Origin of the sequence: Roseibium sp. FZY0029 (assembly GCF_036350355.1) — a bacterium.
Classification (GTDB): Bacteria; Pseudomonadota; Alphaproteobacteria; order Rhizobiales; family Stappiaceae; genus Roseibium.
Genome location: NZ_JAZDVZ010000002.1, coordinates 568659 through 594415, shown reverse-complemented (window position 1 = coordinate 594415; position 25757 = coordinate 568659). Strand labels below are relative to the sequence as shown.

The following is a 25757-nucleotide window of genomic DNA, read 5'->3' as shown; positions in this document are numbered from 1 at the left end:
TGTGTTTCAATCCTTCTTCCCTAGACCGAAGCTGTTTTTCACCTCGGCTTTGCTGTGGACCATCGTAACCGTCGCTTTCTGGTACGGTTTCGCAGATGAGTTGAGCGGTCCGCTCGGCTTCGGTGTTTCCGAGACCGATCCTAAAGAGATCGTGGGGCCAGGGTTTTTCGTTTCGCCAGAATTCATCTGGTTCTACTGTTACTACTTCATCTGTACGGTTCTTTTCGGTGGCTTCTGGTGGGTGTTTGCCAGAAACCATCGCTGGCAGGTCTGGTCCGTCTGGGGATCGTCCGCGATCATCTTCTCGACCTATTATTCGGTGCAGGTGTCGGTCGCCATCAACAACTGGCGCAGGCCGTTCGGCGATACGCTTCAGAACGCGCTGCCAGGCGACAAGGGTGTCACGGCGCTGGACTTCTATTCGCTCATGATTGTGTTCGTGCAAATCGTGGCGTTTCAGGTGGTTCTTTATGTCTTTACCCGGTTTTTCGTGAGCCACTACGTCTTCAGATGGCGTACGGCGATGAACGATTACTATGTCGAAAAGTGGTCCAAGGTTCGCCATATCGAAGGTGCCTCGCAGCGTATCCAGGAAGATACGATGCGTTTTGCCGCGATCATGGAAGGGCTTGGCGTCGCGATGATCGACTCCGTCATGACGTTGATTGCCTTCCTGCCCGTGTTGCTGTCGCTGTCGAGTTACGTCTCCGAACTGCCGATCGTCGGTGCCATTCCGGCCCCGCTGTTCACCGCGGCGATCTTGTGGTCGCTGTTCGGGACGGGTCTGCTGGCGCTCGTCGGTATCAAGCTGCCGGGGCTGGAGTTTCATAACCAGCGCGTCGAGGCGGCCTATCGTAAGGAGCTGGTCTACGGAGAGGACTACGAGCACAGGGCGCAGCCGATCACGCTGGCGGAACTATTTGCCAACGTTCGCAAGAACTATTTCCGGCTCTATCGCCACTACCTCTACTTCAATCTGGCCAGAGGCATCTATCTCCAGGCGGATAACCTGTTCACCTATTTCATTCTCGTTCCCACGATTGTCTCCGGCGCGATCACCTACGGTATCCTGCAACAGATCCTGACCGCCTTCGGCCAGGTGTCGAATTCGTTCCAGTATCTGGTCAACTCCTGGACGACGATCATCGAGCTTCTGTCCATCTACAAACGTCTGAAGGGTTTTGAGGTCTCGATTGCCGAGCACGAGAGAATGTCGCCGGAAGAACTGGCGAGGATCGTGGCGGAAAAAGAATCCCGGCTTTGAGGCTGAAGTTCGGGCGCGGAACGCCCCACATGAAGAATTGCCGCCGGTCTTTTGAGCGTGCGGCAAATTTCCTGCAAGTGGGCTTGCCGTAAGCCTCGTTTGATCAAATACTGTAGGCCCTTCACCTCATTCCCGCCTACGCGCATCCTGTACGCGGGACAATTCTTGATCCACTGCACTCGAAGGGCCAGTCGCACTGGTTCTTCCCACGGTTTTTGGACCGGTACACCGTGGGATTTATCTTTGAAAAGCCGGGCCTGGAAGTTGTCATGGCGTTCTTGAGCCAGAAGTCCCGTTTCTCCGGACCTCCGGCGCCCACCGGGATGACCCGGCAGGCACCTCTTATCGGAATATCCCTGAAAGTTGCGTCCACCATGGTGTTTTTCGTCATGGCAACGGCGCTGAAGATCGCGGCCGAGACGGTGCCTATCGGCGAACTGGTGTTCGCACGCAATTTCTTCGGTCTGTTTCCGGTACTGATCATGGTGGCGATGCGCCGGGAGCTGGGGCTTGCCTTCAGAACGGCCAATCCGCTTGGGCATCTTACCCGGGCGTCCGTCGGGCTGACGGCAATGGTCTGTGGCTTCACCGCGCTCTCGCTGTTGCCTCTGCCGGATGCGACGGCCATCGGCTTTGCCTCGCCGCTTTTCGTGGTGGTGCTGGCGTTCTTTCTTCTTGGCGAAAAAGTGCGGGTCTACCGCTGGAGCGCAGTCTGTGTCGGCTTTGTCGGCATTCTGGTGGTGCTGTCGCCGCACCTTGGGGATGCGGAACTGGACAACGATTCGATGATCGGTGCGTTGATCGGCCTTACCGGTGCGGGCTTTGCGGCACTTGCCATGATCACCGTGCGCAAATTGTGCGAGACGGAGCGCACGTCGACCATCGTGACCTGGTTCGCCGGCATGTCTTCCATTTTGTCACTGCTCACCCTGCCGCTCGGGCTTTTGCTGCCCGGACAGGCCTGGATCGTGCCGGATCTGCCGACAGCCGGGTTGCTTCTGCTGATCGGTCTTGCCGGTGGTGTCGGCCAGATCCTGCTCACGCAGAGCTACCGTTACGCCGACGCCTCAACCATTGCCCCATTCGACTATGTCAACATGCTGTGGGCGATCATTGTCGGCTGGGTGGTGTTCAATGAAACACCGCTGCCTGCGGTGGTGGTCGGGGCGCTGATCGTGATTGCCGCGGGTATCTTCGTCATATACCGCGAACACAAGCTCGGTCTGGACCGCACCAAGGCCCGCCGGGCGTCTTCGCCTTCGCGTTCGTGAGGAGGGAGAGACAAGAGGGCAGGCGACGCTGCCTTTCCTGAGTCATTCCGGACAAATGAGGCGAAGCCGAGCGCTGATCCGGAATCCAGACTTATTTCGCGCCTTTGGCGCGGCATTACGCGAAGAGAAAAGAGTTCGCTCCGCTCACGCTGATGCGCTGGATTCCGGATCTGCGCGCAGCTTCACCGCGCTTGTCCTGAATGACGGCGAATACGGGTGGTTTCTTAATTCAGCCTTACTGCGGCTTGTACTCGAACCGCTCGACTGCGCTCTTGGTGCCGTCCTTGAAGATGAGCTGCACGTTGATCGACTGGGCCGAACCGGCGGGAAGTTCCAGGTAGGGTTTGTCTTTGAGCACGACGTTCGGGTTGTCGGGGTCGCAGGCGTCCAGCTGCCATTCCTGATCAATCGGGCCATCGTTCAGCCCGTAGAAGACATAGTCGATGCCGCATTTCCAGGATTCCAGGTGGGTGAAATAGATTAGCTCCTGGCCCTGCCAGTCGCGGAAGGACACCCAGTTGGCCTTGGTCAGATCCAGGATCTGCTTGATCTGCTCAGGCGGCATGCCTTGCGCGGATGCGGTGGTGCTGAGAGGCGCAAGAGCAAGGCTCAGGCAAAGCGCTGCGGATTTAATGAGTTTCATGGAAATTGTCCGGGTCTGGCCTTAGAAGGCCTTGAAGGTAATGATGGTCTTGGTGTCCTGAATACCGTCGATCGGGTGGACCTTCTCGTTCACGAAATGGCCGATGTCAGAACCATCCTCGACATAGAATTTCACCAGAAGATCGTAATCGCCGGAGGTGGAATAGACTTCGGATGCAATTTCCGCGTCGGCAATTGCATCGGCAACCTGATAGGTCTTGCCCAACTGGCATTTGATCATCACGAAAAACGGTACCATGGGATGCTCCGGGCAGTTGGTGTTTGAAGTGGGTGAGCGTGTCACCAGAACCGTTCACCGGACCGTTCGGTTTCGAAAAAAGGCCGGGCGACAGATTCACGAAAAGCAGACTAGGACATCGCCCATCTCCTTGCGCCAGTCAATTGCGGAGTAGCTGCCCTGCACAGGCCGGGTCTTGCAATCGCGCTGCCAGCTTGTTAGCAGTGCAAACATCTCATGGGGGTGCCCGGCCATCCAGGACCGGGCTGAGAGGCCGCCTGCCAACTCCTTGAACCTGATCCGGCTGATACCGGCGGAGGGATTTGAGATCATGATGCACGAACCATTTTCCACAACACGTCCTATCCGGAAGACCGGCAACGGGCTTTCTTTAAAAGGAGAGCCGTCATGAGCTTGTCCGTTGCCGCATCCACGCAGGCGCTCAGCGCCGAATTGGTCTTCTCCCTTCTGGAACGGGTCCGGCAGAAAGCACCGCGCGTTCACACCATCACCAATGCCGTTGCGCAGAGCTTCACCGCCAATGTGCTGCTGGCGCTCGGTGCCGTCCCCTCCATGACCATCGCGCGGGAGGAAGTTGCCGCCTTTGCTGGCGGCGCCGATGCACTTCTGGTGAACCTCGGCACGCTCGACGAGGAACGCCGCTTGGCCATTCCGCTTGCCATGGACGCTGCAAGGAAGGCCGGCCGGCCGATTTGTGTTGATCCGGTTTTCGTCAACCGGTCGCCCGTGCGCTGCGCCTATGCGCGTGAGCTTTTGGACCTGAAGCCGGATCTGGTGCGGCTCAATTCGGAAGAACTTGCCGCCCTCCTGCCGGAAAGGGCGGATGTCGATGCGTTGATCGAGGCCGGAACGGTGTTTGCCGTCACGGGGCCGGAAGACAGGATCGAAAGCCGCGGCGAGGATTTTCTGTTGCGCAACGGCGATCCGCTGATGTCCCGCGTGACGGCCACCGGCTGCGCCGGGGGGGCGGTTCTGGCTGCGTTCCTGAGCGTCGAAAACGACCGGGCGCTGGCAGCGGCCTGCGGGCTGTCCGTCTTCAACATTGCCGGTGAAATTGCCGCCGGCCGAGCAGGCGGGCCGGGTAGTCTGGTGCCGGAATTGCTCGACGCGCTTTATTCCCTGACCGACCGCGACATTGAAGCCCGTCTCAAAACCGGCTGACGCGCGCTAGTCGTCCATCTTCTCCAGGAGGCTCTCATGACCGCAATCGCGGTGACCATTGCAGGATCGGATTCCGGCGGCGGAGCCGGGATTCAGGCCGATCTCAAGACCTTTTCCGCCAATGGTGTCTATGGCGCCAGCGTCATTGCGGCGCTCACCGCGCAGAACACGCTGGGTGTCAGCGCCATTCACGATGTGCCGCCGGACTTCATACGGGCCCAGATGACGGCAGTTTTCACCGACCTTGCCGTCAAGGCAACCAAGATCGGTATGCTGTCGCGCGTCGATACGATTGAGGCGGTGGCGGAAGGGTTGCAGACGCTTGAGACGGGCAAAGTGGTGCTCGACCCGGTGATGGTGGCCGCGTCCGGGGATCCCCTGTTGGCGGACAGTGCCGTGGACACCTTGATCAGCCTGTTGCTGCCACTGGCCGACATCGTGACGCCGAACCTGCATGAAGCCGCACGCATGTTGCAGGGCGATGTGGCGGCTGACGAAACTCAGATGCACGAGCAGGCTGAGCGGCTGCTCGGCCTTGGAGCCAACGCGGTTCTGCTCAAGGGCGGGCACGGGGCCGGCGAGCAAAGTGCTGACCTTCTGCTCGACCGTGAAGGCAATGCGATCTGGCTCCGGTCCGACAGGGTCAAAACCGACAACACGCACGGCACCGGTTGCACGCTGTCATCGGCCGTTGCCGCTGGCCTCGCCAAGGGGCAGGACATGGAAGCGGCTGTACGGTCTGCCAAATCCTATATTCAGGCCGCAATCGCTGCCGCCGATGAATTGCACATCGGCAGTGGTCACGGCCCTGTTCATCATTTCCACGCGTTCTGGAGCAAGTGAGATGACCCGTCAGCCAAAGACCGAAACTGGACGGATGAGCCGACGCCAACTTCTGGGGGCTTCCGCAGCCGCCGGAGCCAGTGCATTGGCCACCCCAGCGCTGGCGCAGGAGCAGGCGACGCTGGAATGGAAGATGGTGACATCCTGGCCGAAGAACCTGCCGGGGCCCGGGATGACCGCACAGCGTATTGCGGACAGGATCGAGCTGATGTCCGGCGGCCGACTGCGCGTCCGGCTTTTTGCCGCCGGTGAATTGGTGCCGGCTCTGGGCGTGTTCGAGGCAGTTTCCGCGGGCACGGCGCAGATGGCGCATACGGCCTCGTTTTTCTGGCAGGGCAAGATCCCGGCCTCGGTCTATTTCACCGCGATCCCTTTCGGCCTGCTGCCGCATGAACACATCACCTGGATTGAGCAGGGGGGCGGCCAGGCGCTTTGGGACGAGCTTTATGCCCCCTTCGGACTGCGCCCGGTCATGGCCGGCAACACCGGCGTCCAGATGGGGGGCTGGTTCAAGCGCGAGATCAACACGCTGGACGATCTCAAGGGGCTGAAGATCCGCATGCCGGGGCTTGGTGGCGAGGTGATGCGCAGGCTCGGGGCAACGCCTATCAGTCTGCCACCCGGCGAGCTGTTCCAGGCGCTGGACAGCGGGGTGCTGGATGCCACGGAATTCCTGGGGCCATGGTCGGACCGCGCGATGGGTTTCCAGAAAGCTGCCAAGTCCTACTACACGCCCGGGTTTCATGAGCCGAACGGTACCGGCGAAGCGATCTTCAACAAGGTCGCGCTGGAAGGTCTGCCGGAAGACCTTCGCGCGATCATTCTGGAAGCCTGCAAAGCCGAAAACGGCCGGTCGCTTGCCGAAAGCGATTGGGAAAATGCGGGCGCGCTGCAGCTGTTGCAGGAGGAAGACGGCGTCGTTGTCCGTCCCTATCCGGATGATGTGCTGGAGGCGCTGCGAGTGACCTCCGCCGAGGTGCTGGCGGAATTCGCGAGCAAGGATGCGCTCAGCCAGAGGATCTACGACAGTCACCTGGCTGCCCGGGCCCGTCTGGCTCCCTGGAGCGACGTTGCCATGCGCAAGTTCATGGAAGCCCGGGACGGTTAGACCTGCCGCCGGCTGCGGATTGCATCATGGCAACGTCCGCAGACGGTCTCTTTGCGAAACCTTGCAACCGACCGGTTCGGGGTTTGAATCCGCTGGGCTGGTAATGGACCGTTTCCAAGCGAAACGAAGGCGCCATCCGCCGGGAAACTTCCTGACAAAATGAGTTTTTAAGGCCGGAAACCGCGAGCATGCATACGGCCCGTCCGGTTTCCGCATGGAAAGCTGATTGGTGTTTTTACCAAGGAATACCAAGGGATTTGTCCTACAAGCCATCCACATTCCGTTGCGAGATCTGTGGCAAAGCCGCAACGATTCAATGCTAAATTACGTTATCGGAAACTGACATTCTGACTGCCTGTTTTTTGGGCAAATGTTTGAAAGTGTGTCGGTTCGATAACGAACACACTTTGAACTTGTCTGTTTTGAAGAGTTTCGAAGCTCCCGATAGCATTTGCGACAAAAAATGGCGCGTATTTCGCATTGCAGCATGAAAAATTGCCCGCCGGACTGACGTAATTATTCGGTTGAAACGATCCGCGTTCTCCTAAAATCCTGTCTCAGTTAGTCATGAAACATCCGGGGGCCAGGGGATGGGAGGAAACTTAATGCCGTGGGTAAACAAGAAATCAGTTCTACTTGCTTCTACAGCTGTGGTTCTATCAATGGTTGCAAATTCAGCGTTCGCAGGCGGGTTCGCGCTGAGAGAACAGAGCTCGTATTTTCAGGGCATGTCATTTGCCGGGTATGGGACGTCCGGCGGCTCGATTTCTTCGATGTACTGGAACCCCGCGTCGCTTATCGGCGCTCAGCAGGGCCTGACCATCGAAGCACATAATACGGGGCTCTTTCCGAGCTCAGACATCAACGGAACGTTGTCAGGCGGGTTCCTCGGCACGTCTTCGGTCGGCAGTGGTGATATTGCGTCCGATGCCTATATTCCAGCTTCCTACGCAGCCTACAGGCTGAACGACAAGCTGATTTTCGGTGTTGGTATCAACGCACCCTTCGGCTTGTCGACCAAACCGGAGCAGAACTGGGCGGCGCAGTTCTATTCGCGTTCGTCTTCCGTGTTCTCGTTGAACGTTAACCCGTCTGTCGCGCTTCAGATCAACGACATGTTCGCGATCGCAATCGGTATCCAGGCTCAATACCTGGATGTGTCGCTGAAGTCCGCCGACGCCACGTCCGGTGCGGGCTTCCCCCGTTCCAACCAGATTTCCGGTGATGATATCGGCTTTGGTGTGACGGCCGGTCTGACGGTGCGGCCGTTCGAAGGTACGGAAATAGGCCTCGGTTATCGATCCGGCGTTGGTCATGATCTTGACGGCGACCTGTTTGCCGGTGGTGTCACGACCGCAATCAGCCTGGGCGTTGTCACGCCGGACATGATCAACCTGTCCGCGAAACAGAAGATCACGGACAAGATCCGCGTTCTCGGAACGGTTGAATGGACTAACTGGAGCCGGTTGAAGTCACCACGGGCCATCAACGATGCGACGGGAACGACGGCTACTGTCCTGAACTTCAATTATGATGATGGCTGGTTCTTCTCGCTGGGCGGCGAATACGACTTCAACGACAAGCTGACCTTCCGGGGTGGTGTCGGCTACGAAATCTCGCCAATCGACGAAAAGATCCGCTCCACGCGTCTGCCTGACAATAACCGTTGGTGGCTATCGGCTGGTGCCAGCTACACCTTCAACGAGCACCTGGCGTTTGATCTCGGCTACACGCATATCATTCCGGAATCGACCGATATTAACATCGATTCCAATCACCAGGACTACAACGCGGCATTCGGTACCTATTCGGGGGATGTCGACAGCAGCGTCAACATCATCTCCGCCGCGTTGCGTTACAAATTCTGATTAGACTGGTACGCAGTTTGTGAAAGGCCAGGGCAAATGCTCCGGCCTTTTGCTATTTCGCCGGCTTTAAAAGGCTGCCGGATAGAGCCCGCCGTCCATCAGGATGTTCTGGCCGGTGATGTAGCCGGCGTGGCGGGAGCACAGGAACGCACAGGTCTGGCCGAATTCCTCTGCCGTGCCGAAGCGTCTCGCCGGAATTTCGGCAGCCTGTGCCGCGCGAACATCCTCGACGCTTTTTCCGCTCTGCTGCGCGGCGCGCTCAAAGCCGCCCTTCAGCCTGTCGGTGTCCATCTTGCCGGGCAGAAGGTTGTTGACTGTTACACCATGGGGCGCCAGCTGACGGCAGACACCGGCCAGGAACGCCGTGAGACCCGCTCGTGCTCCGCTGGACAGATCAAGCCCTTCGATCGGCATCTTCACCGAAAGCGAGGTGATGTTGACGATCCGGCCGAAACCGCGGTCCTTCATTCCCGGAACGACCGCCTGGATGAGCTCGATGGGGGTGACGAAGTTCTGCACCACGCCTTCCAGAAGTGCCTCACGGTCCAGCTCGGAATAGTCGCGCCGGGGCGGGCCACCATTGTTGTTGACCAGGATATCGGGGTTCGGGCAGGCGGTCAGAAGCTGCTCCTGACCTTCTCTGGTGGAGACATCGGCTGCGATCGCGGCAACGCTCACGCCATAGAGGTTCTGAAGCTGCGAGCGGGTTTCTTCCAGAACCGTTTCGTTGCGCCCGTTCAGGACGATGTCGCATCCGGCTTCCGCCAGCGCTTGCGCGCAGCCCTTGCCGAGGCCGCGGCTCGACGCACAGATGATTGCCTTTTTGCCCTTGAGGCCGAGGTCCATGAGCGATCTCCTTGCTGCAATTTGGATAGGCTTTGTGGCTGGCAAAACCGGGTGCTGTCAAATGCCCACAGGCCGGCGGAAGAGCAGCCGGTAACCGGCAGGTACTGGCGAACCGGCAGGAGGGCTGAGCGTCGCTTTTTTTTCCGGAAACCGCCGACGTTAATCATTAGGCTTGAAAACAACCGCTACCGGGGAAGTCCTGCCATTTGTCATAATAGTGATACTTGAATCGCGTCTAAAGCGCTCCAAAGGGAATTTGGAGAAGTGCTATGTCTACCGCTGAGGCATCGCGGCATTACCGGGCCTTGTTTATTTCCGACGTCCATCTTGGCACGCGCGGTTGTCAGGCGGAGATGCTGCTGGATTTTCTGAAGGATAATGAAGCCGAGACCATCTATCTGGTCGGCGACATTGCCGATGGCTGGCGTCTGAGGCGGTCGTGGTACTGGCCACAGCTTCACAACGACGTCGTGCAGAAAATCTTGCGCAAGGGGCGTAAGGGCGCGCGCATCATCTACATTCCGGGAAATCACGACGAGTTTCTGCGCAGTTTCCTCGGTACCCATTTCGGCGGTGTCGAAGTGACCGACAGCATCGTTCACGAGGCCGCCAACGGCAAACGCTATCTGGTCATACACGGCGATCAGTTCGATGTGGTGATCCGCCATGCCAAGTGGCTGGCGTTCTTTGGCGACAAGGCCTATGTCACCGCGCTCGGCATCAACACCTGGGTCAACATGCTGCGCCGCCGTCTTGGGCTGACCTACTGGTCGCTGTCCGCCTGGGCCAAACTCAAGGTCAAGAATGCGGTGAGTTTCATCGGCCGTTTCGAAGAGGCTCTGTCCGACGAGGCACGCCGGCAAGGTGTCGATGGGGTCATCTGCGGTCATATTCACCATGCTGCGGATCGTGATCTGGATGGCATTCACTACATCAACACGGGTGACTGGGTGGAAAGCTGCACTGCTGTTGCCGAGCACCACGATGGAACATTTGAGGTGATCCGATGGGTGGACCGTACCCAGGTGGAGGCCGTGCCGGCGAAAGCCAAGGAAGCGCCGGTCGCCGCATGAGTTCCATTCTGATTGTGACGGATGCCTGGCATCCCCAGATAAACGGTGTGGTTCGCTCATTGGAGCGGACGGCCGAGGAACTGGAAAAGATCGGCGTGCGGGTGGAATTCCTGACCCCTCAGGAATTCACAACCTTGCCATGTCCGACCTATCCGGAAATCCGGCTGTCGCTAACCCACCGGGGCATCGTGCGCCGCAAGATCGAGGATTACGGCTGCGAGCATCTGCACATTGCAACGGAAGGCCCGCTCGGCATTCTGGCAGCAAGCGTGGCCAAGAAGACAAGGCGCCCCTTCACCACCAGCTACCACACCCGGTTTCCGGAGTATGTGTCAGCCCGCTTGCCGGTTCCGCTGACCTGGTCCTACAGCTGGCTGCGCCGGTTTCACAATTCCGGCTGCGGCTGCATGGTTGCAACGCGGTCGCTGGAGCAGGATCTGCGCGACCGCGGCTTTACCAACCTCATGCGCTGGTCGCGCGGGGTCGATGAACAGCAGTTCAAGCCCTATGAAGGCTCCGTGCTGCCTGCCGATCTGCCGCGTCCGGTGTTCATGTATGTCGGCCGGGTTGCGATCGAAAAGAACATCAAGGCCTTTCTGGATCTAGACCTGCCGGGATCGAAGGTGGTGGTTGGGGACGGTCCCCAGCTCGACAATCTGCGCCGGGAGTATCCGGCAGTGCATTTCACCGGGTCGAAGGTGGGCGAGGATCTGGCAAGGCACTATTCCGACGCGGATGTCTTCGTCTTTCCGTCTCTCACAGATACCTTCGGCAACGTGATGCTGGAGGCGCTGGCCTGCGGCGTACCGGTTGCCGCTTTCCCGGTGATGGGGCCGCTCGACGTCATCAGTGATACGGGCGCGGGTGTTCTGTCCGAAGATTTGCGCGAGGCGGCAGAAGCGGCGCTCGATATCCCGCGTGACCATTGCCGGGCGATTGCCATGAACTACACCTGGGCGGCCAGCGCTCGACAGTTCCTGGACAATTGCATTGAGGCGCAGGATATTTTCAACGGCCGTTCGGTGCAGGGAAACGCTGCCGAATAAAGCGGTGCATCGCGTGTTTGCAGGCCTGCTGTGGGCCCGTACGCGAAATTGACACCAAGACAAGTTCCTGCTGGAACTGCCTGCTCTCCTGTGAAAACACTTGTATGAAGACCCTGACCCGAAGCAGGCCCGGTGCGATGCTCCGTGACCTGAGGCGGCCGGGTTACCGTGCAATGGTTTGATGTTTAGAGCGAGTTCCGATGACGACACCACAATCGCAGCCTGTGCTTGACGCTGGATCGAAGATGGACGGGGAAACCGTTTTCATCGAGGATGTTGAAGCTGCGGCAGAGCGGATCCGGGCCGAGGCGCTGGTGACACCGCTGCTGCGCCATCCCTTGCTCGACGAGATAACCGGCGCCACAGTCGTCCTCAAACCGGAAAACCTGCAACGCAGCGGATCGTTCAAGTTTCGCGGCGCCTTCAACCGCCTAAGCCTCATACCGGAGGCAGACCGTCCCAAGGGTGTGGTTGCCTGTTCGTCCGGAAACCATGCGCAGGGCGTTGCTGCAAGTGCGCAGTTGCTGGGCATGCCGGCAACCATTGTCATGCCGTCCGACGCTCCAAGGATCAAGCTGGAGCGGACACGCGGCTACGGGGCGAGCGTCATCACCTATGACCGGGAAACAGAGGACCGCGATGCAATTGCAGGAGACCTGTGTTCCGAGTCCGGAGCGACATTTGTCCATCCCTACAATGACATCGGTGTGATCGCGGGGCAGGGCACTGTCGGGCTGGAAATGGCAGCTCAGGCAGCTGCGCTGGGCCTTCACCTGGACGATGTGCTGGCCTGTACCGGCGGCGGTGGCTTGTCCAGCGGCATTGCGCTGGCGCTGGAGAGCAAATCGCCCGGTACCGTCTTTCATACGGCTGAGCCGGCCCTGTTTGACGATTACAAGCGTTCACTGGAGGCTGGCGAGCGGTTGTCGAACCCGGTCAAGACCGGGTCCATCTGCGATGCGCTTCTGTCGGATTCGCCGGGCGGTATCGGGTTTTCGATCCTCCAACGGGTTGCAGGCGAAGGCGTTACCGTCACTGATGAGGAAGCCCTGGCGGCCGTGGCTTTCGCCTTTACCGAATTGAAGCTTGTCGTGGAGCCGGGAGGCGCGGTTGCATTGGCTGCCTTGCTGGCCGGAAAGCTTCCTTTCAGGGGCAAGACCGTTGGTATTGTGCTGACTGGCGGAAACATAGATCCACAGATGCTGATGACGGCACTTTCCCGTTAACGCGCCCTTAGGGCCTATTCGCTAGAGCGGGGGCTACAAGCATGGTTTGCCGACGCCGGGTGGAGAGACCATCCGGTGCGGCGGTCTGTTTGTCTTTTCGTCGGGACGACGTGAACGGAATTGCTGAAAATCGAATTGCAGCGCGCATTGCCGGCAACGGTGCTGCGTCTTCTCCTTTCATCAGCTGGTCATAGCCAGTGTCCCCGATGCATCAAGCATGGCGCGGTTCGCCGTCTTTTGCCTTTCAAAAGTCTGAAGAGGCTTGGAAAAGGCCTGACGACACACGCTGAAATGGGTAGGGATCCCGTGCCTTTTCATTGGTAAGGCCCGGCGGTCCGGCAACTGTAAAGCGATCAGCTCATGAGGCCGGCCAGCCGGTCTTCAGCGTGCTGTTCCAAGGGGCATTCATGCAGACTAATACCTTGAAAGATCGGCTGAAGTTTTTCCGTTACACGGATGAGGATCGGACGTTGGCGCAGTCTGTCTGGCCGGCGATCAAGGATGCCTTGCCGAAGATTCTGGACCAGTTCTATGCGCATGTGAAAACGGTTCCGCATCTGGCAGCGCTTGTCGGCGATCAGCAGGCCCGACTGGTGAACGCACAGATGAGCCACTGGGAAGGCCTGTTCGCAAAAGGCCCCACTGAAGCCTATCTGGAACGCGCTGTGAAGATCGGCCTTACCCATGAACGGATCGGTCTCGATCCAAGCTGGTATATCGGCGGCTATTCCTTCGCCCTGACGCAGCTCACTGAGATGATCCTGACAAAGCGCTTCATGTCATCAGCCAAGCGCCTGCAGGCTGTTCAGGTGATGACGAAGCTGGTCATGCTCGACATGGATGTGGCGGTCTCCACCTATCACGAGAAGATGGTGACCGATGCTGTCGGTCGGGAGACCGAATTGAAGGCTGCCATTCAGGAATTTAAGGAAGTGCTCGGCGGTACCGTCGGCACGCTCGGCACGGCGTCCGAACAGCTTGAGGCGTCCTCAGGCAGTCTGCGCCAGGAGACCGGCGCCATTGGCGAACGCATGATCAAGATGGACAACACTTCCGCAGAGACGGCAAGCGGTGTGCAGTCCAGCGCGACGGCAACGGAAGAGATGTCCGCATCGATCCTCGAGATTGGCCGCCAGGCGGAGCAGTCGCGCGAAATGGCCATAAAGGCCGTGGCAGGTGCACGCAGCACCAACGATTCCGTCACGAAGCTTGCCGGCTTTGCGGACCAGGTCGGGTCGGTGATCGGTCTTATCTCGGAAATCGCGGCACAGACCAACCTGCTGGCGCTGAACGCCACCATTGAAGCGGCCCGTGCCGGTGAAATGGGACGCGGATTTGCGGTCGTTGCCGCAGAAGTCAAGGAACTTGCCAGCCAGACGACCAAGGCAACAGAAGAAATCACCGAGCAGGTCGCCAGCATCCAGCAGGCCACGAAGCAGTCTGTTCAGGATATCGACGGCATCACGTCGATCATCGGCGCGCTGTCCGAAATTGCGACCGGTATTGCATCGGCCGTGGAACAGCAGGCGGCAGCAACCGCCGAAATTTCCTCCAACGTGCAGATCGCTGCCCAGGGCACTCAGGCCTTTACTGATGAGATCACGGCCGTGCGCGGGTCGGTTGAAAACGTCGAAGGGGCCGTTGTCACCATTCAGGACATGTCGACGGCGCTGAAGGATCAGGCCGGTCAGCTTGGCCTGCAAGCGGAACAATTCTTCGCAAAGATAAACTCCCGGCACTGAGACCTGGCCGGCACACCGCTGTGGTTCGCCGTCTGATTGTTGTCCCGGCCTTGTGCCGGGACTTGGTCACTTCTATCCAGACGCCTTGGTGCCCTGATCCGGAACTCAGCTTTGCTGCGTCCGGGATGATTTCTTGAGGAGGGGCAACGCGAGCGCAGTGACGGAGCTTTGCCCGAGCCGCCTCCATGATTATTTCCTCTCCATCGTTATCCCGGGTGAGTGCAGCGCGAGCCGGGATCGGGGAGGCTGTGATCCCTCTGGTCACGAGCCTTATTCTCTTCGGCACCGGTTCAAAGCCTGACGCTTTGGAGGGGCGTGCGGGGGACTTACGCTGGCCGACGACATAAAAAAGGCGCCGCAAAGGGCGCCTTTTCGAATTTCCTGTCAGATCGACCTTAGTTGAAAAGGGCCTGACGCTCGGCTTCGGAGAGCTGCTTCAGCGGGTCTTCGCCATCTTCCTCGGCGACTTCCTCGGTCAGTTCCCATTCCGCATCGGCTTCAGCTTCGTCTGCGGTATCGCCGACTTCGCTGTCGAACAGCCGTTCGATGGCAGCTTCGTCCAGCGTAGCGTCCGGATCTGCACCGGCAAGTTCGGTTTCGTCTTCTTCTTCCTCGGCTGCGGGAGCGGAGGCAAACATGTCGTCGATTGCAGCAGCATCCATGGGCTCATCGCCGCCGGCCATAATGTCATCGACATCGGCCTCGGTTGCCATGATGGCATCGACATCGGCTTCGCTGGCATGAGTTGGAGCTTCAGGCGCTCCCTCATCCGCACCGGTTTCCTTCAGCGCGGCGTCGAACACGTCGTCGCTGACGGACATCAGTTCGTCGACGTTGGTCTGTGAAACGCCACCAGAAAGCTGCGGACCGTTCAGGAGATGCGCATCGGGGCGGTTGTCGACAGGACCGGCCGTTGCATCGGCGTCCATTTCCTGGATGCCCCAGATGTTGATCATCAGGTTGATGCGGCTTTCAAGGTAGCGCAGCACCTGGACCACCTTGTTCGTCCGCTGGCCGGTCAGATCCTGGAAGGAGCAGGCCATGAAGATTTCGGTCGCCTTGGCATCGATGTCGTCGCAGATCGCATCCTCGGCGCCGTTCTCGCGCAGCACCCAGGCCTTCTCCTGGATCTGCTCGGCAGCTTCCAGGATCGATTGAGTCGCCCCTTCGGTCTGGGTGACGATGGCATCGAGTTCGTGAGAGGCGTCTACAAAGCGATTGCTTTCCTCGCCTTCCGCCTTGATGTTGGCAATCTCCGCCTTGGTGCGCTCTATAGCCTCGTGCATGTCTGCAATGTCGAGACGGATCTTGTCGAGGTCCGGCACCTTGCGTTGCCGGGTCATCATTTTTTCCAGCCGACCAATCGCAGTCAGAATTTCGGTGGTTTCCGGTGTCTTGTTGCGATTGAGGAATTCTTTCAGGAACCTGCGCCCGCGATCGGACTCCATCAGGGTCTGTTCGAGAGTCTGATATTCGGCTTCGCCGATCAGCTCCGGCTGTTCCTGTGCTGCTGCCGCTTTCATGTGGACGCGATTCTCAACTTGCCTAAGGGTCGTTTATTGCCGTAACACGGACAACTTCGCCCCTAAGGTAAGGCGGAAATCGTTAACATCCTTTTAGGGCGATCCCGCGCCCGGTATCCCATGTCACTCGACCGTTCCAGCATCGGCAACCGTGTCTCGGCCCTGTTCGCCAGCCATTTCTTTGGCGTTGGCCTGTTTCTGCCGTTTATTCCGGTGGTGCTCGGGTTTCGCGGGCTGACAGCCGCCGAAATCGGATTTGTTCTGGGGATAGGCACGATTGCCCGGATCGCGGCAAGCCCGCTTCTGTCGAATCTCTCCGACCGCACCGGCCAGCGCCGTCTGTCGATCCTGATCTATTCTCTGGCGGCCGCGACCTTCATCGGGCTTTATTTCCTTCCCTTGGGGCTAGTGTTCCTTTCCATCGCCGTGATCGGCTACATGGTCATGAATGCGCCAGTGGTGCCGCTCAGCGATGCCTATGCGTTGGATGTTCAGCGCAATACCGGGGCCGATTATGCGCGGATGCGGCTTTGGGGCTCGGCCGGTTTTGTGGTCGCCAGCATTGTCGGTGGTTCGCTGGCCGCGGAGGGCACGTCCTGGCTCATCGTGGTTGCCGTTGGGCTGGCTTCGCTCGCAACGGGAGCCGTTGCCATGTCATTGCCCCGCCAGAAGCGGCGTGAAGCGCGCGCCGGGTCGGGTGACGAGACTGTCTCTGGAGCGGACGACGACGACAAGGACACGCCCTTCAAAAGCGTCTGGTTCTGGCCATTGCTAGTGGTGCTCGGTCTTTATCAGGCAAGCCATTCTGCTTTCTATGGTTTCGGCACGCTTTATTGGCAGGCCATGGACGTTCCGGATTTCGCCATCGGTCTTTTGTGGGCAACAGGCGTTGCGGCCGAAATCGCCCTGTTCACGGTTGCCGGAAAGCTGGCGCAACGGTTCGATCCGCCGCTCTTCCTGCTCGCTGCCGGCGCGGCGGCCACCGTGCGGTGGCTGCTGTTTCCCTTCGCCGATACGATTCCTGCCATGGCTGCTCTTCAGACATTGCACGGGCTTTCTTTCGGGGCGGCGCATCTTGGGGCTGTGGCAATTCTTGCGCGGGTCGTGCCCAGCCGTTGGGCGGGAACGGGGCAGGGGCTTCTGGCAACGTCCGTCGGCATTCAGATGGCGATCGGTCTCAGCATTTCCGGTGCCATTTACGAGATCAATCCGGACTGGCCCTTTTTCGTGATGTCGGTGGTCGCGGCAATCGGTACGCTGCTGACACTCGCCATGACGCCGATGCTGCGAAAGCGGATGGCGGTAGGCTAACACTGAAACAGACTGGGAATCGCCGCTGGCCAGACCAACAAAAAACGCCGGTCCCTGATCATGGGAACCGGCGTTTTTTGGTTTTTCGTCAGGCGGCTACCTTACCCCCACAGCTCCGGCTCAGGCGGGAAAAGGGTGCTGCCTTCGAACTTCAGGCCCGGTGACCGGTCTTCGGCCAGAAGCAGTGGCCCGTCGAGATCGACGAAATCCGCCTTCTGGGCAATCAGCACCGCCGGTGCCATGGCCAGAGACGTACCAAGCATGCAGCCAACCATGATCTTCAGATCCTGGGCGCGCGCATCTTCGAAAAGCTTCAGTGCGGCCGTCAGGCCGCCAGCCTTGTCGAGCTTGATGTTGACCGCGTCATACTTCGCGCGCAGTCCGTCGATGCTCTTGCCCGGATGAAGGCTTTCGTCGGCGCAGATCACTACACGGCGCTCCAGCCCCGCCAGAAGGCCGTCATTCTTCGAAGGCAGCGGCTGCTCGATCAGGGCAACGCCCGCGGCTTCACAGGCGGCCATATTGGTCTCGAAGCAGCTTTCGTCCCAGGCTTCGTTGGCGTCAACGATCAGTGTGCTGTCGGGGGCGGCAAGGCGCACGGCTGCAATCCGCTCGTCGTCACCAGGACCTGCAAGCTTGATCTTCAAGAGCGGACGATGCGCTGCGGCGCGGGTCTTTTCGGCCATCTTGTCCGGCGTATCGACGCTGATCGTGAAAGCAGTTGTGACGGGTTTCAACGGGCCGACACCGGCGATGTCCGTCGCTGCTCGGCCCGACCGCTTGGCTTCCAGATCCCACAGGGCGCAATCGACGGCATTGCGGGCCGCTCCGGCGGGCATGGCCTCCAGAAGCTGTTCCCGGCTGAGGCCGTCTTTCAAAAGGGGCGCGATTTCCTCGATCTGCGTCTGCACGGTTTCAAGCGACTCGCCGTAACGCGGATAGGGCACGCTTTCGCCATGGCCCGTCGCGGTGCCGTCGCTCAGGGTGACGACGACCACCTGGGCATGGGTGCGGGTCTCGCGGGAGATCTTGAAACCTCCCGCGATTTCGAAGCGCTGAGCCTCGATGCTGACCTCAAGGCTCATGGCGCACCGAATTCCGCCGAAACCTTGTCGACGATGGCTTCCATGCCGTAGCGCACCGGATCGGTTGCGGGCAGGCCGTGCTTTTCGCCGATCTTGGCCAGATACGCGAGGGCTTCGTCGTCATCGAGTGCGGTCGTATTGACCGCAATGCCGACGCAGCGGATGTCCGGATTGGTCAGCTTGCCGCAGGCGATCGTCATGTCGATGACCTGCTGGATCGTCGGCAGCGGGGTTTCGACACCGCGCATCTTGGTGCGGGTCGGTTCGTGGCAGACGATGAAGCCGTCCGGCTGGGAGCCGTGCAGAAGACCGAGTGTGACCCCGGCGAAGGACGGGTGGAACAGGGACCCCTGGCCCTCAATGATCTGCCAGTGATCGGGATCTGTCTCGGGAGAGATCCATTCGGCGGCGCCGGAAATGAAGTCGGCAATCACCGCGTCGAGCGCGACGCCGCGGCCGGAAATGAACACGCCGGTCTGGCCGGTGGCGCAGAAAGTGCTGGAGTAGCCGCGGTCGTTCATGGCCTTGTCCATGGCAAGGGCGGTGTATTTCTTGCCGACGGAGCAATCGGTGCCGACGGCCAGAATGCGCTTGCCTGCGCGTTTGGTGCCTTTGCCGGTGGCAAACGCCATGTCGCTGTGGCGCACGTCGTGAAGCTGGCGGCCGTTGCGCTCGGCGGCTTCCTTGATCGCCGGCACACTTGCAAGGCGCACGTGCAGGCCGGAGGCCACGTCCATACCTGCGTCGAGAGCTTCAACGACGGATTCGACCCAATGTTCCGGCAAACGTCCACCGGCGTTCACCGCACCGATGATGAACGTCTTGGCGCCGGCTTCCGCCCCCTCTGCAATCGACATGTCGGTGAGGCCGGTGTCGGCGGCGCAGCCCGGCATGCGGACCTGGCCCAGGCACCAGTCCTTGCGCCAGTCTACAATGCCAATGGCGGTCTTGGCGGCAAGGGCATCGGGAACATCACCGAGAAACAACAGGTAAGGACGTGCAATTTCCATGGATAGAGCTTTCAAGTGGCTGCTGGAGGGGTTACCAACTTCATGGTGAATGACGGTTGGTATTGAACTTCTCCATCAGGTATACGGGGGATGGTGAACCAGCGGCAAGAGGGCAGCCAGCCGGAATGGCATTCTTGGAAAAAAACATCGCGCCGAAATCGGCTCTGGAGGCAGATGGGCCTGATGAACAGTACCTTGCCCTTTCCGGTGACTGGACCGTCAGCACCATTGCCGACGCCGAAAGAGAGCTAACCGGCCTCACCCTCGACAAGAAACGGCTCACCTGCATCGATGTGTCCAAGATCGAACACCTGGACACCAGCGGCGCCTGGCTGATCCACCGCACCCGCGGACGTCTTGAATTCGAGGGTCGCAAGGTTGGACTGACCGGTGTTTCCCCCGTCCGAAAGACCCTGTTCGAAGAGATCGAAAACCACCATCCGCCAAGCTGGAAGCCGGATCGGGACGGGTTTTCCGTTGCAGGTTTTCTGGAAGCCACCGGCCGGCAGATGGTCGATGTTTACCAGGATGCTCTGGCGATGCTGCATATTCTGGGCTCGCTCGGCCTGGTCTTGTCGACGGTTCTGCTGCAGCCCAAGCGCCTGCGCAGTATCTCGATCGCAGTTCAGTTCGACCGGAGCTGCATCGGCGCGGTGCCGATTGTCGCACTGATGAGTTTTCTGATCGGGGCCATCATCTCGCAACAGGGTGGCTTCTACCTGAGACAATTTGGCGCCGATATCTTCGTGGTCGACCTTGCCGGAATTCTGGTGCTCAGGGAAATCGGGGTGATTCTGACCGCCATCATGGTGGCAGGCCGCTCGGGGTCCGCCTTCACGGCAGAGCTGGGGGCCATGCGCATGCAGGAGGAAGTCGATGCGCTGCATGTGATCGGCCTCAGCGTGACCGAAGTGCTGGTGTTGCCGCGCATTCTGGCGCTGATGATTGCGCTGCCGATCCTGACCTTCATTTCCGACGTCTCGGCCCTTTTCGGATCGGGAATCGTGACCTGGGCCTATCTCGACATTCCGCCCGCAGCCTTCCTGACCCAATTGCAGGCAGCCATCACCATCAATACGCTGGTCGTCGGCCTTGTGAAGGCGCCTTTCATGGCGCTGATCGTCGGCCTGATTGCCTGTGTGGAAGGATTGAAAGTCGAAGGTTCATCCGAATCTCTTGGCCGCCACACCACCATGTCGGTGGTGAAAGCCATTTTTCTTGTCATCGTGGTGGATGGTTTCTTCGCCATGTTCTTTGCCGCGATTGGAGTTTGACCAACCGATGACGCAAAGCCAAGGCGCGGCGCCCGCAAAAGAGATCGCCGAGACGGGAGAGGGGGCGGACAATGTTCTGTCCGTTCGCGATATTACTGTCGGGTTCGGTTCCAAGATCATCCTGCAGGATCTCGATCTTGATGTGCGCCGGGGCGAGGTGCTGGGGTTCGTGGGCGGATCGGGGACCGGCAAGTCGGTCCTGATGCGCACAATCCTGGGCCTGACGCCGCGGAGAAGCGGAAAGATCTCTGTATTCGGGCACGATCTGTCGACCGCAACCGCGAAGGAGCGCACGGCCATCGAGCGCCGCTGGGGGGTGCTTTTTCAGCAGGGCGCCCTGTTTTCGTCGCTGTCGGTCAAGCAGAACATTCAGGTGCCCATGCGGGAGCACCTCAAGCTTTCTCCGCAGTTGATGGACGAGCTCGCGACCTTGAAGCTGGAGCTTGTCGGCTTGCCGCAAGATGCTGCAGACAAGCTTCCGTCAGAGCTTTCCGGGGGCATGATCAAACGGGCCAGCCTGGCCCGTGCCCTTGCACTCGACCCGGATTTGGTGTTTCTGGACGAACCGACGTCCGGACTTGATCCGATCGGGGCGGCGGCCTTTGATTCGCTTATTGCAAATCTCAGTTCGACCCTCGGACTGACCGTTTATATGGTCACCCATGATCTTGATAGTTTGCATTCTATCTGCGATCGAATTGCTGTTCTTGGGAAAAAGCGGGTTCTGGCCATCGGAACGATGGACGATATGATGAAAAATGATGATCCCTGGATTAAATCTTACTTCAGGGGTGAACGTGCCCTGCGCCGAGCATAGGTTGGACTGAATGGAAACCCGCGCGAACTATATCCTGATCGGCGCCTTCATGGTGGCAGTCCTGATCGGTGCGTTCGGCTTTGTGTATTGGCTCGCCGTAACTGCGGACTCCAGGCAGAATGTTGAACTGAAGATTGTCTATCCCGGGCCTGTGACGGGTCTTCCCGTGGGCGGGCAGGTGCTGTTCAACGGCATCAAGGTGGGCGATGTGAAATCTCTGGACTTCGCGCCGGGCGATCCGACCAAGGTGGTGGCGACAATCGGCATCAAGCCCTCCACACCTTTGCGCGAGGACACCAAGGCAACGCTGAATTTCACAGGCCTGACGGGCGTCGCTTACGTCGATCTTAGCGGCGGGTCGTCCGAATCGCCTCTTCTGCTCAGCTCTAATGGCGGTCAGGACGAGGACAAGGTTCCGGTCATCTACGCCGAACGGTCCTTCTTCGACGATATCGTCGATGGTGCCCGCGATGTGCTGAAGCGTGCGGATTCGACCATGAAGACGGTCGATGACCTGCTCAAGGACAACGGCCCGGCGATCACCGAGATCGTCAACAACGCCGAGACGTTTTCCGCAGCACTTGCGGCCAATTCCGATGGCGTGAAGGATTTCATGGCCAGCATCGGCAAGGCATCCGAGGCATTCTCCAGCCTGTCCGCCCGTCTTGAGACGCTGGTGCAGGAAGGCGAGCGCATTCTGGCAGCCGTGCCGTCCGACAAGGTGACCGAGATTGTCGATGACCTGTCGAAATTTTCCGCAAGTCTCGGCAAGGCCAGCAGCGACATCGATCTCCTGATGGCTGACGCCCAGAGCGCGGCGAAGGAATTGCAGACCTTCACGGTGAACCTAAACGAGGGGCTGGACCGTGTTCACAGGATCGTTGGCGCCGTCAATCCTGAAGATGTCCAGAAAGTGGTGCAAGGGGCTGCGGCGCTTGGCGAGGTGCTGCAGAAGCGCACCGGGGACATCGACAAGCTGATCAGTTCCACCAGCGAAACCATGCAGAACGTAAATGCGGTGGTGGAAAACATCAGGAACCAGGAAGGCGCGATCAAGGATATCGTGCAGGGCGGGCGTGAGGTCGTGGTCAAGGTGGACGCCATCATGACGCGCGGCGTGGAAATCGCCGCTGCCATCGATCCGCTCAAGGTTGAAGAAGTGGTTGCCAATGTCGGCACCTTCACCGACAACCTCAACGCATCGCTGGGCAAGGTCGACGAGCTCGTGGCCAGTGTCGATCCGGAAAAGGTCAGCAAGGCCGTCGACAACGTTTCCAGCATCATCGACAACTTCAACAATCAGCAAAGCCAGATCAACGAGATCATCGCGTCTACCAAGTCCACCGTTCAGAACTTCGAGGCCGTATCGGCAACGGTTCGTGGCCAGGATGATCGGATCGCGGCGCTGATCACCGATGTTCAGGCGGCTGCGGAGCGCTTTGCGACGACGCTCCAGACCGCGAACGACCTGATGAAGGCCGTGGATCCGGAAAAGGTCGCGAATATCGTCGGTTCCGTCGAGACGGCGACCGCCGGTCTTGCAAACCCGGAAGACGGCATTCCGGCCATCCTGGAAAGCGCCCGCAAGGCAGCCGACAACGTTCAGAAGATGACGGAAGATCTCTCCAAGCGGACACCTGACGTCGACCAGATCATCACCGATGCCAAACAGATGACCGCGACGCTGAATTCCACCTCTGTTCGTGTCGAAAGCCTGGTGGAGAAGGTTTCCACCATGGTGGATGGCGACGGCGAGGGCCTGATCAAGGAAGCAACGCTGGCGGCGCAGGCGATCCGCAAGGTTGCGGTTGCGTTTGAAAGCCGGGCGGATGCAATCGCGGGCGGGCTTTCCAAGTTTGCGACGCAGGGCTCAGCCGATTTTGCTGCGGCACTGGCGCAGGTCAACCGGACACTGATCTCGATCCAGCGGGCGGCGGAAAGCTTTGAACGCAGTCCGAACCGGGTGATCTTCGGGGGTGAGGATGTGCCGACCTATAACGGCGGGCGGCGCCGGTGAGACTGAATGTGCAGAGGCAGGGGCGTATGACGAAGGCAACCACTGACATGACCCGCCGGGGCGTCTTGACCGCTCTCGGGCTCGGCGTGCTTGTGTCCGGATGCGCCAGTTCCGCGCCTTCGGCCTACTACAGCATCGGTGCGGCCGATGTCGGTGGCCTGCAGGGCCGCTCCAGTCGCGTCCAGGTTCTGGTAGCTGCCCCCCGGGCACTGAAGGCGCTGGATACCAGTTACATTGCCGTTGTCGACAAGGGCCCTGTCTACACCTACTTCCCGGATTCTGCCTGGGCGGATTCGCTGCCAAATGTGGTTCAGTTGAAACTGGTCGAAACCCTCCAGAACACCAACCGCCTGCGCGGTGTCGGTCTGCCGGGCGACGGGCTTTTGATCGACTATCAGCTGCAGACCGAAATCCGCGCTTTCGAACTTCAGCTCGCCGGTGCCAATCGCGGCGTCGTCGAAATTTCGGCCCGCATCGTCAACGACCGCAATGGACGAACGGTCGCCAACAAGGTCTTCCGCGCGGAAACCACTTCCGGAAGTACATCTGTCGACAAGGCGGTCGAGGCCATGAATGCGTCGGCTGACCGCGTGTTTGCCGAAATGGCTGCCTGGACGTTGCAGAACGTCTGACACCGTTACCCCTGACATGAGCAAGCACGTAGCCTTGCCCCTGGCACCTCCGGCTTTGAAGGCGAAGGGGAGCATTTCTCATCATCTGCCTGACCGGTGTTGCGCAAAAACCAGTGCCCTGAAAAAATTCGTTGCCGTCTTCCCTATCTGGGGGCAATGAAAAAAACAGCGGCCTGCTAGTCAGGTGGCCGAAGGTCAACGTGGGGCGAGACATGACGAGAGTTGCCGGTTCCGTCTGGTGCAAGGCTGGTGCCTTGCTTTTCATTTTGCTGCTGGGGGCTATTACCATGCCCTTTGCAAAGGCAGCCGACTTCAGGCTGCGGCCTGATCTCGAACCGCACCTGAGAAGCCTCAAGCTTATTTATCCCCCGGAAGGACCTCATAGTGTCCTGGCGCAGCTTCCAATCGTGGACGACGGAGAGGCTGGGCAGATCAATCAGTATGTGCTCCATCCAGCCGATCCTGACGTGGGGACGCATGTGATCGAGATTTCAGGTCCGATTGCAAAGGGAGATGCTGGCAAATTATCTGCCTTTCTGGACGCTATCGACGGCCCGTCAGTCCGATACCTTGTTTTCAACAGCCCTGGAGGCGATTTCCTCGAAGGGTTCAAGATCGCTGACAAGATCCGGTACAATCTTGAAAGTCAGGATCCGAACATCGGCGGTGTCTTCGTGCTGAAGAACTCCAGATGTCTGTCTGCCTGTGCTCTGGCGTTCTCACTCTCCGTGGACATGGTGTCTCCCTTTGCCAACGATGCCAGATATGTCGAAAAAGGCGCAGAGCTCGGCTTTCACATGGCGTATCTGGCAGGAGATCAGGGGGCGCAGGTCGAACGCATCGACAAGATCCTCGCCTTTGGCTACCAGGTGACCGAGCGTTACAGCAAGCTGATCGGATTCAATATCAATCCTCCTGAACTGATGATGGAGGCCTTGAAGCATTCGACGGCTGACAGCTTCTTCTATCTGCGCGGTGGAATTAACACCTGGAACCTCGGCTTTTCACCCGTTTCCAACGAAGCTGAAGCAAATCTTGTTCATGTGGGGGATGGCGTCGACTATGACGCCAACGAAGTCTGCAACACCGTCAATGTGGCAGGGCGATCCTTCAAGGCCTATTACGAGGTCGCCGACCTGTTTCAGTTTATGAACTCCGACTTCACCCTTTCGGACTTGAAGTCTCTGAAGGGCAGAACGGCAACCCTATATACGGACGCGTTCTCTTGCCAACTATCGATGACGCCAGAGGGCGCCTTGTCGGTTGCGCTGTGGCGCGGCAAACCTCTTTGCCTGCAACAGGGCCCCGGTAACGAGGAAGTCAACGGTGCGCTGCAGGGCTGGTGTGCGTCCAGGAAAGTCATTTCAGCGCCTGTAACGCTGGGTCTGATGGGGAACGTCCTAGGGTGCTCGGACAACCGGCTTGTTTCCTCAAGCGGATGGCTGTCAGAAAACGGTGGCCCTTCCGGCCGGGTGAAAAGCAATGTGAATTTCCGCTCCAGCCCCGATGTGGGAGGGCAGGTACTGGGCATGTTGCCTGCCGGGGCCACGCTGTCCCTGACTGGTTGCATGATCCGTGGAGACAAGGTCGGCATCTGGTACCAGGGGCAGTTTGAAGGGCAAATCGGCTGGGTCAGCGCGCGCTATGTATCGCCGAACCTTTACTACGAAGCCGGTGAGTTCCTGCCGATCACGCGCCGGGTGAAGCCTTCCTGGAGCGAGGTCCAGGAACAATAGCCG

22 protein-coding genes and 1 riboswitch are annotated in these 25757 nt (G+C 59.3%); of the genes, 16 read left to right on the top strand and 6 right to left on the bottom strand.

Annotation, left to right across the window (positions count from 1 at the left end):
- Nucleotide 1 precedes the first annotated feature (1 nt).
- The gene (sbmA, locus tag V1T76_RS07275) at nucleotides 2-1264 is read left to right on the top strand and encodes a peptide antibiotic transporter SbmA (protein ID WP_330559972.1); all 1263 of its coding nucleotides are present in this window, start codon (nucleotides 2-4) and stop codon (nucleotides 1262-1264) included.
- Between the two features lie 269 nt (nucleotides 1265-1533).
- The gene (locus V1T76_RS07270; RefSeq protein WP_330559971.1) at nucleotides 1534-2535 is read left to right on the top strand and encodes a DMT family transporter; all 1002 of its coding nucleotides are present in this window, start codon (nucleotides 1534-1536) and stop codon (nucleotides 2533-2535) included.
- A gap of 235 nt (nucleotides 2536-2770) precedes the next feature.
- On the opposite strand, the gene V1T76_RS07265 is transcribed toward V1T76_RS07270, so the two are convergent.
- Together V1T76_RS07265 and V1T76_RS07260 are read right to left on the bottom strand one after the other, a co-directional pair.
- Nucleotides 2771-3178, bottom strand: coding sequence for a hypothetical protein (locus V1T76_RS07265; protein ID WP_330559969.1), 408 nt, complete (start codon nucleotides 3176-3178; stop codon nucleotides 2771-2773).
- A 21-nt stretch (nucleotides 3179-3199) separates the two neighbouring features.
- On the bottom strand, nucleotides 3200-3436 hold the full coding sequence (locus V1T76_RS07260) for an Lrp/AsnC ligand binding domain-containing protein (RefSeq protein WP_040439407.1): 237 nt from the start codon (nucleotides 3434-3436) through the stop codon (nucleotides 3200-3202).
- A 208-nt stretch (nucleotides 3437-3644) separates the two neighbouring features.
- Nucleotides 3645-3755: riboswitch (TPP riboswitch) on the top strand.
- 68 nt (nucleotides 3756-3823) lie between these two features.
- Here V1T76_RS07260 and V1T76_RS07255 point away from each other — a divergent pair.
- The 4 genes from V1T76_RS07255 (at nucleotide 3824) to V1T76_RS07240 (ending at nucleotide 8416) form a co-directional block, all read left to right on the top strand.
- The gene (locus V1T76_RS07255; RefSeq protein WP_330559967.1) at nucleotides 3824-4597 is read left to right on the top strand and encodes a hydroxyethylthiazole kinase; all 774 of its coding nucleotides are present in this window, start codon (nucleotides 3824-3826) and stop codon (nucleotides 4595-4597) included.
- Nucleotides 4598-4633: 36 nt separating this feature from the next.
- On the top strand, nucleotides 4634-5440 hold the full coding sequence (gene thiD, locus V1T76_RS07250) for a bifunctional hydroxymethylpyrimidine kinase/phosphomethylpyrimidine kinase (protein ID WP_330559966.1): 807 nt from the start codon (nucleotides 4634-4636) through the stop codon (nucleotides 5438-5440).
- Nucleotide 5441: 1 nt separating this feature from the next.
- Entirely contained in the window at nucleotides 5442-6548 is a 1107-nt protein-coding gene (locus V1T76_RS07245) for a TRAP transporter substrate-binding protein (RefSeq protein WP_330559965.1), read from the top strand.
- A 662-nt stretch (nucleotides 6549-7210) separates the two neighbouring features.
- Nucleotides 7211-8416, top strand: coding sequence for an OmpP1/FadL family transporter (locus V1T76_RS07240; protein ID WP_330559964.1), 1206 nt, complete (start codon nucleotides 7211-7213; stop codon nucleotides 8414-8416).
- 66 nt (nucleotides 8417-8482) lie between these two features.
- Here the strand turns inward: V1T76_RS07240 and V1T76_RS07235 are convergent, their stop codons facing one another.
- Nucleotides 8483-9262 (bottom strand): SDR family oxidoreductase, encoded by a 780-nt coding sequence (locus tag V1T76_RS07235; protein WP_330559963.1) that lies wholly within the window; start codon nucleotides 9260-9262, stop codon nucleotides 8483-8485.
- 269 nt (nucleotides 9263-9531) lie between these two features.
- Between V1T76_RS07235 and V1T76_RS07230 the strand changes: the two genes are divergently transcribed.
- From V1T76_RS07230 to V1T76_RS07215, 4 genes are all read left to right on the top strand, one after another.
- A complete protein-coding gene (locus tag V1T76_RS07230; protein ID WP_330559962.1) occupies nucleotides 9532-10335 on the top strand; it encodes a UDP-2,3-diacylglucosamine diphosphatase in 804 nt (267 codons plus the stop codon).
- Nucleotides 10332-11381, top strand: coding sequence for a glycosyltransferase family 4 protein (locus tag V1T76_RS07225; RefSeq protein ID WP_330559961.1), 1050 nt, complete (start codon nucleotides 10332-10334; stop codon nucleotides 11379-11381). Before V1T76_RS07230 ends, V1T76_RS07225 begins: the two co-directional genes overlap by 4 nt.
- A gap of 200 nt (nucleotides 11382-11581) precedes the next feature.
- The gene (locus V1T76_RS07220) at nucleotides 11582-12607 is read left to right on the top strand and encodes a threonine ammonia-lyase (RefSeq protein ID WP_330559960.1); all 1026 of its coding nucleotides are present in this window, start codon (nucleotides 11582-11584) and stop codon (nucleotides 12605-12607) included.
- A 407-nt stretch (nucleotides 12608-13014) separates the two neighbouring features.
- The gene (locus V1T76_RS07215; protein WP_330559959.1) at nucleotides 13015-14349 is read left to right on the top strand and encodes a globin-coupled sensor protein; all 1335 of its coding nucleotides are present in this window, start codon (nucleotides 13015-13017) and stop codon (nucleotides 14347-14349) included.
- A gap of 395 nt (nucleotides 14350-14744) precedes the next feature.
- On the opposite strand, the gene V1T76_RS07210 is transcribed toward V1T76_RS07215, so the two are convergent.
- Nucleotides 14745-15872 (bottom strand): protein phosphatase CheZ, encoded by a 1128-nt coding sequence (locus tag V1T76_RS07210; protein ID WP_330559957.1) that lies wholly within the window; start codon nucleotides 15870-15872, stop codon nucleotides 14745-14747.
- A 120-nt stretch (nucleotides 15873-15992) separates the two neighbouring features.
- Between V1T76_RS07210 and V1T76_RS07205 the strand changes: the two genes are divergently transcribed.
- On the top strand, nucleotides 15993-17183 hold the full coding sequence (locus V1T76_RS07205; RefSeq protein ID WP_330559956.1) for an MFS transporter: 1191 nt from the start codon (nucleotides 15993-15995) through the stop codon (nucleotides 17181-17183).
- A 101-nt stretch (nucleotides 17184-17284) separates the two neighbouring features.
- On the opposite strand, the gene dgcA is transcribed toward V1T76_RS07205, so the two are convergent.
- Both dgcA and dgcN read right to left on the bottom strand, forming a co-directional pair.
- Nucleotides 17285-18268, bottom strand: a complete 984-nt coding sequence (gene dgcA / locus V1T76_RS07200; RefSeq protein WP_330559955.1) for an N-acetyl-D-Glu racemase DgcA — start codon at nucleotides 18266-18268, stop codon at nucleotides 17285-17287.
- Nucleotides 18265-19278 (bottom strand): N-acetyltransferase DgcN, encoded by a 1014-nt coding sequence (dgcN, locus tag V1T76_RS07195; RefSeq protein ID WP_330559954.1) that lies wholly within the window; start codon nucleotides 19276-19278, stop codon nucleotides 18265-18267. Before dgcN ends, dgcA begins: the two co-directional genes overlap by 4 nt.
- A gap of 125 nt (nucleotides 19279-19403) precedes the next feature.
- Between dgcN and V1T76_RS07190 the strand changes: the two genes are divergently transcribed.
- From V1T76_RS07190 to V1T76_RS07170, 5 genes are all read left to right on the top strand, one after another.
- On the top strand, nucleotides 19404-20552 hold the full coding sequence (locus V1T76_RS07190; protein ID WP_330559952.1) for an ABC transporter permease: 1149 nt from the start codon (nucleotides 19404-19406) through the stop codon (nucleotides 20550-20552).
- Nucleotides 20553-20559: 7 nt separating this feature from the next.
- On the top strand, nucleotides 20560-21369 hold the full coding sequence (locus V1T76_RS07185; RefSeq protein ID WP_330559950.1) for an ABC transporter ATP-binding protein: 810 nt from the start codon (nucleotides 20560-20562) through the stop codon (nucleotides 21367-21369).
- Between the two features lie 10 nt (nucleotides 21370-21379).
- Nucleotides 21380-23386, top strand: coding sequence for an MlaD family protein (locus V1T76_RS07180; RefSeq protein WP_330559949.1), 2007 nt, complete (start codon nucleotides 21380-21382; stop codon nucleotides 23384-23386).
- A gap of 26 nt (nucleotides 23387-23412) precedes the next feature.
- Nucleotides 23413-24018, top strand: coding sequence for an ABC-type transport auxiliary lipoprotein family protein (locus V1T76_RS07175; protein ID WP_330559948.1), 606 nt, complete (start codon nucleotides 23413-23415; stop codon nucleotides 24016-24018).
- A gap of 212 nt (nucleotides 24019-24230) precedes the next feature.
- Nucleotides 24231-25754, top strand: a complete 1524-nt coding sequence (locus V1T76_RS07170; RefSeq protein WP_330559947.1) for an SH3 domain-containing protein — start codon at nucleotides 24231-24233, stop codon at nucleotides 25752-25754.
- The last annotated feature ends 3 nt before the right edge of the window (nucleotides 25755-25757 follow it).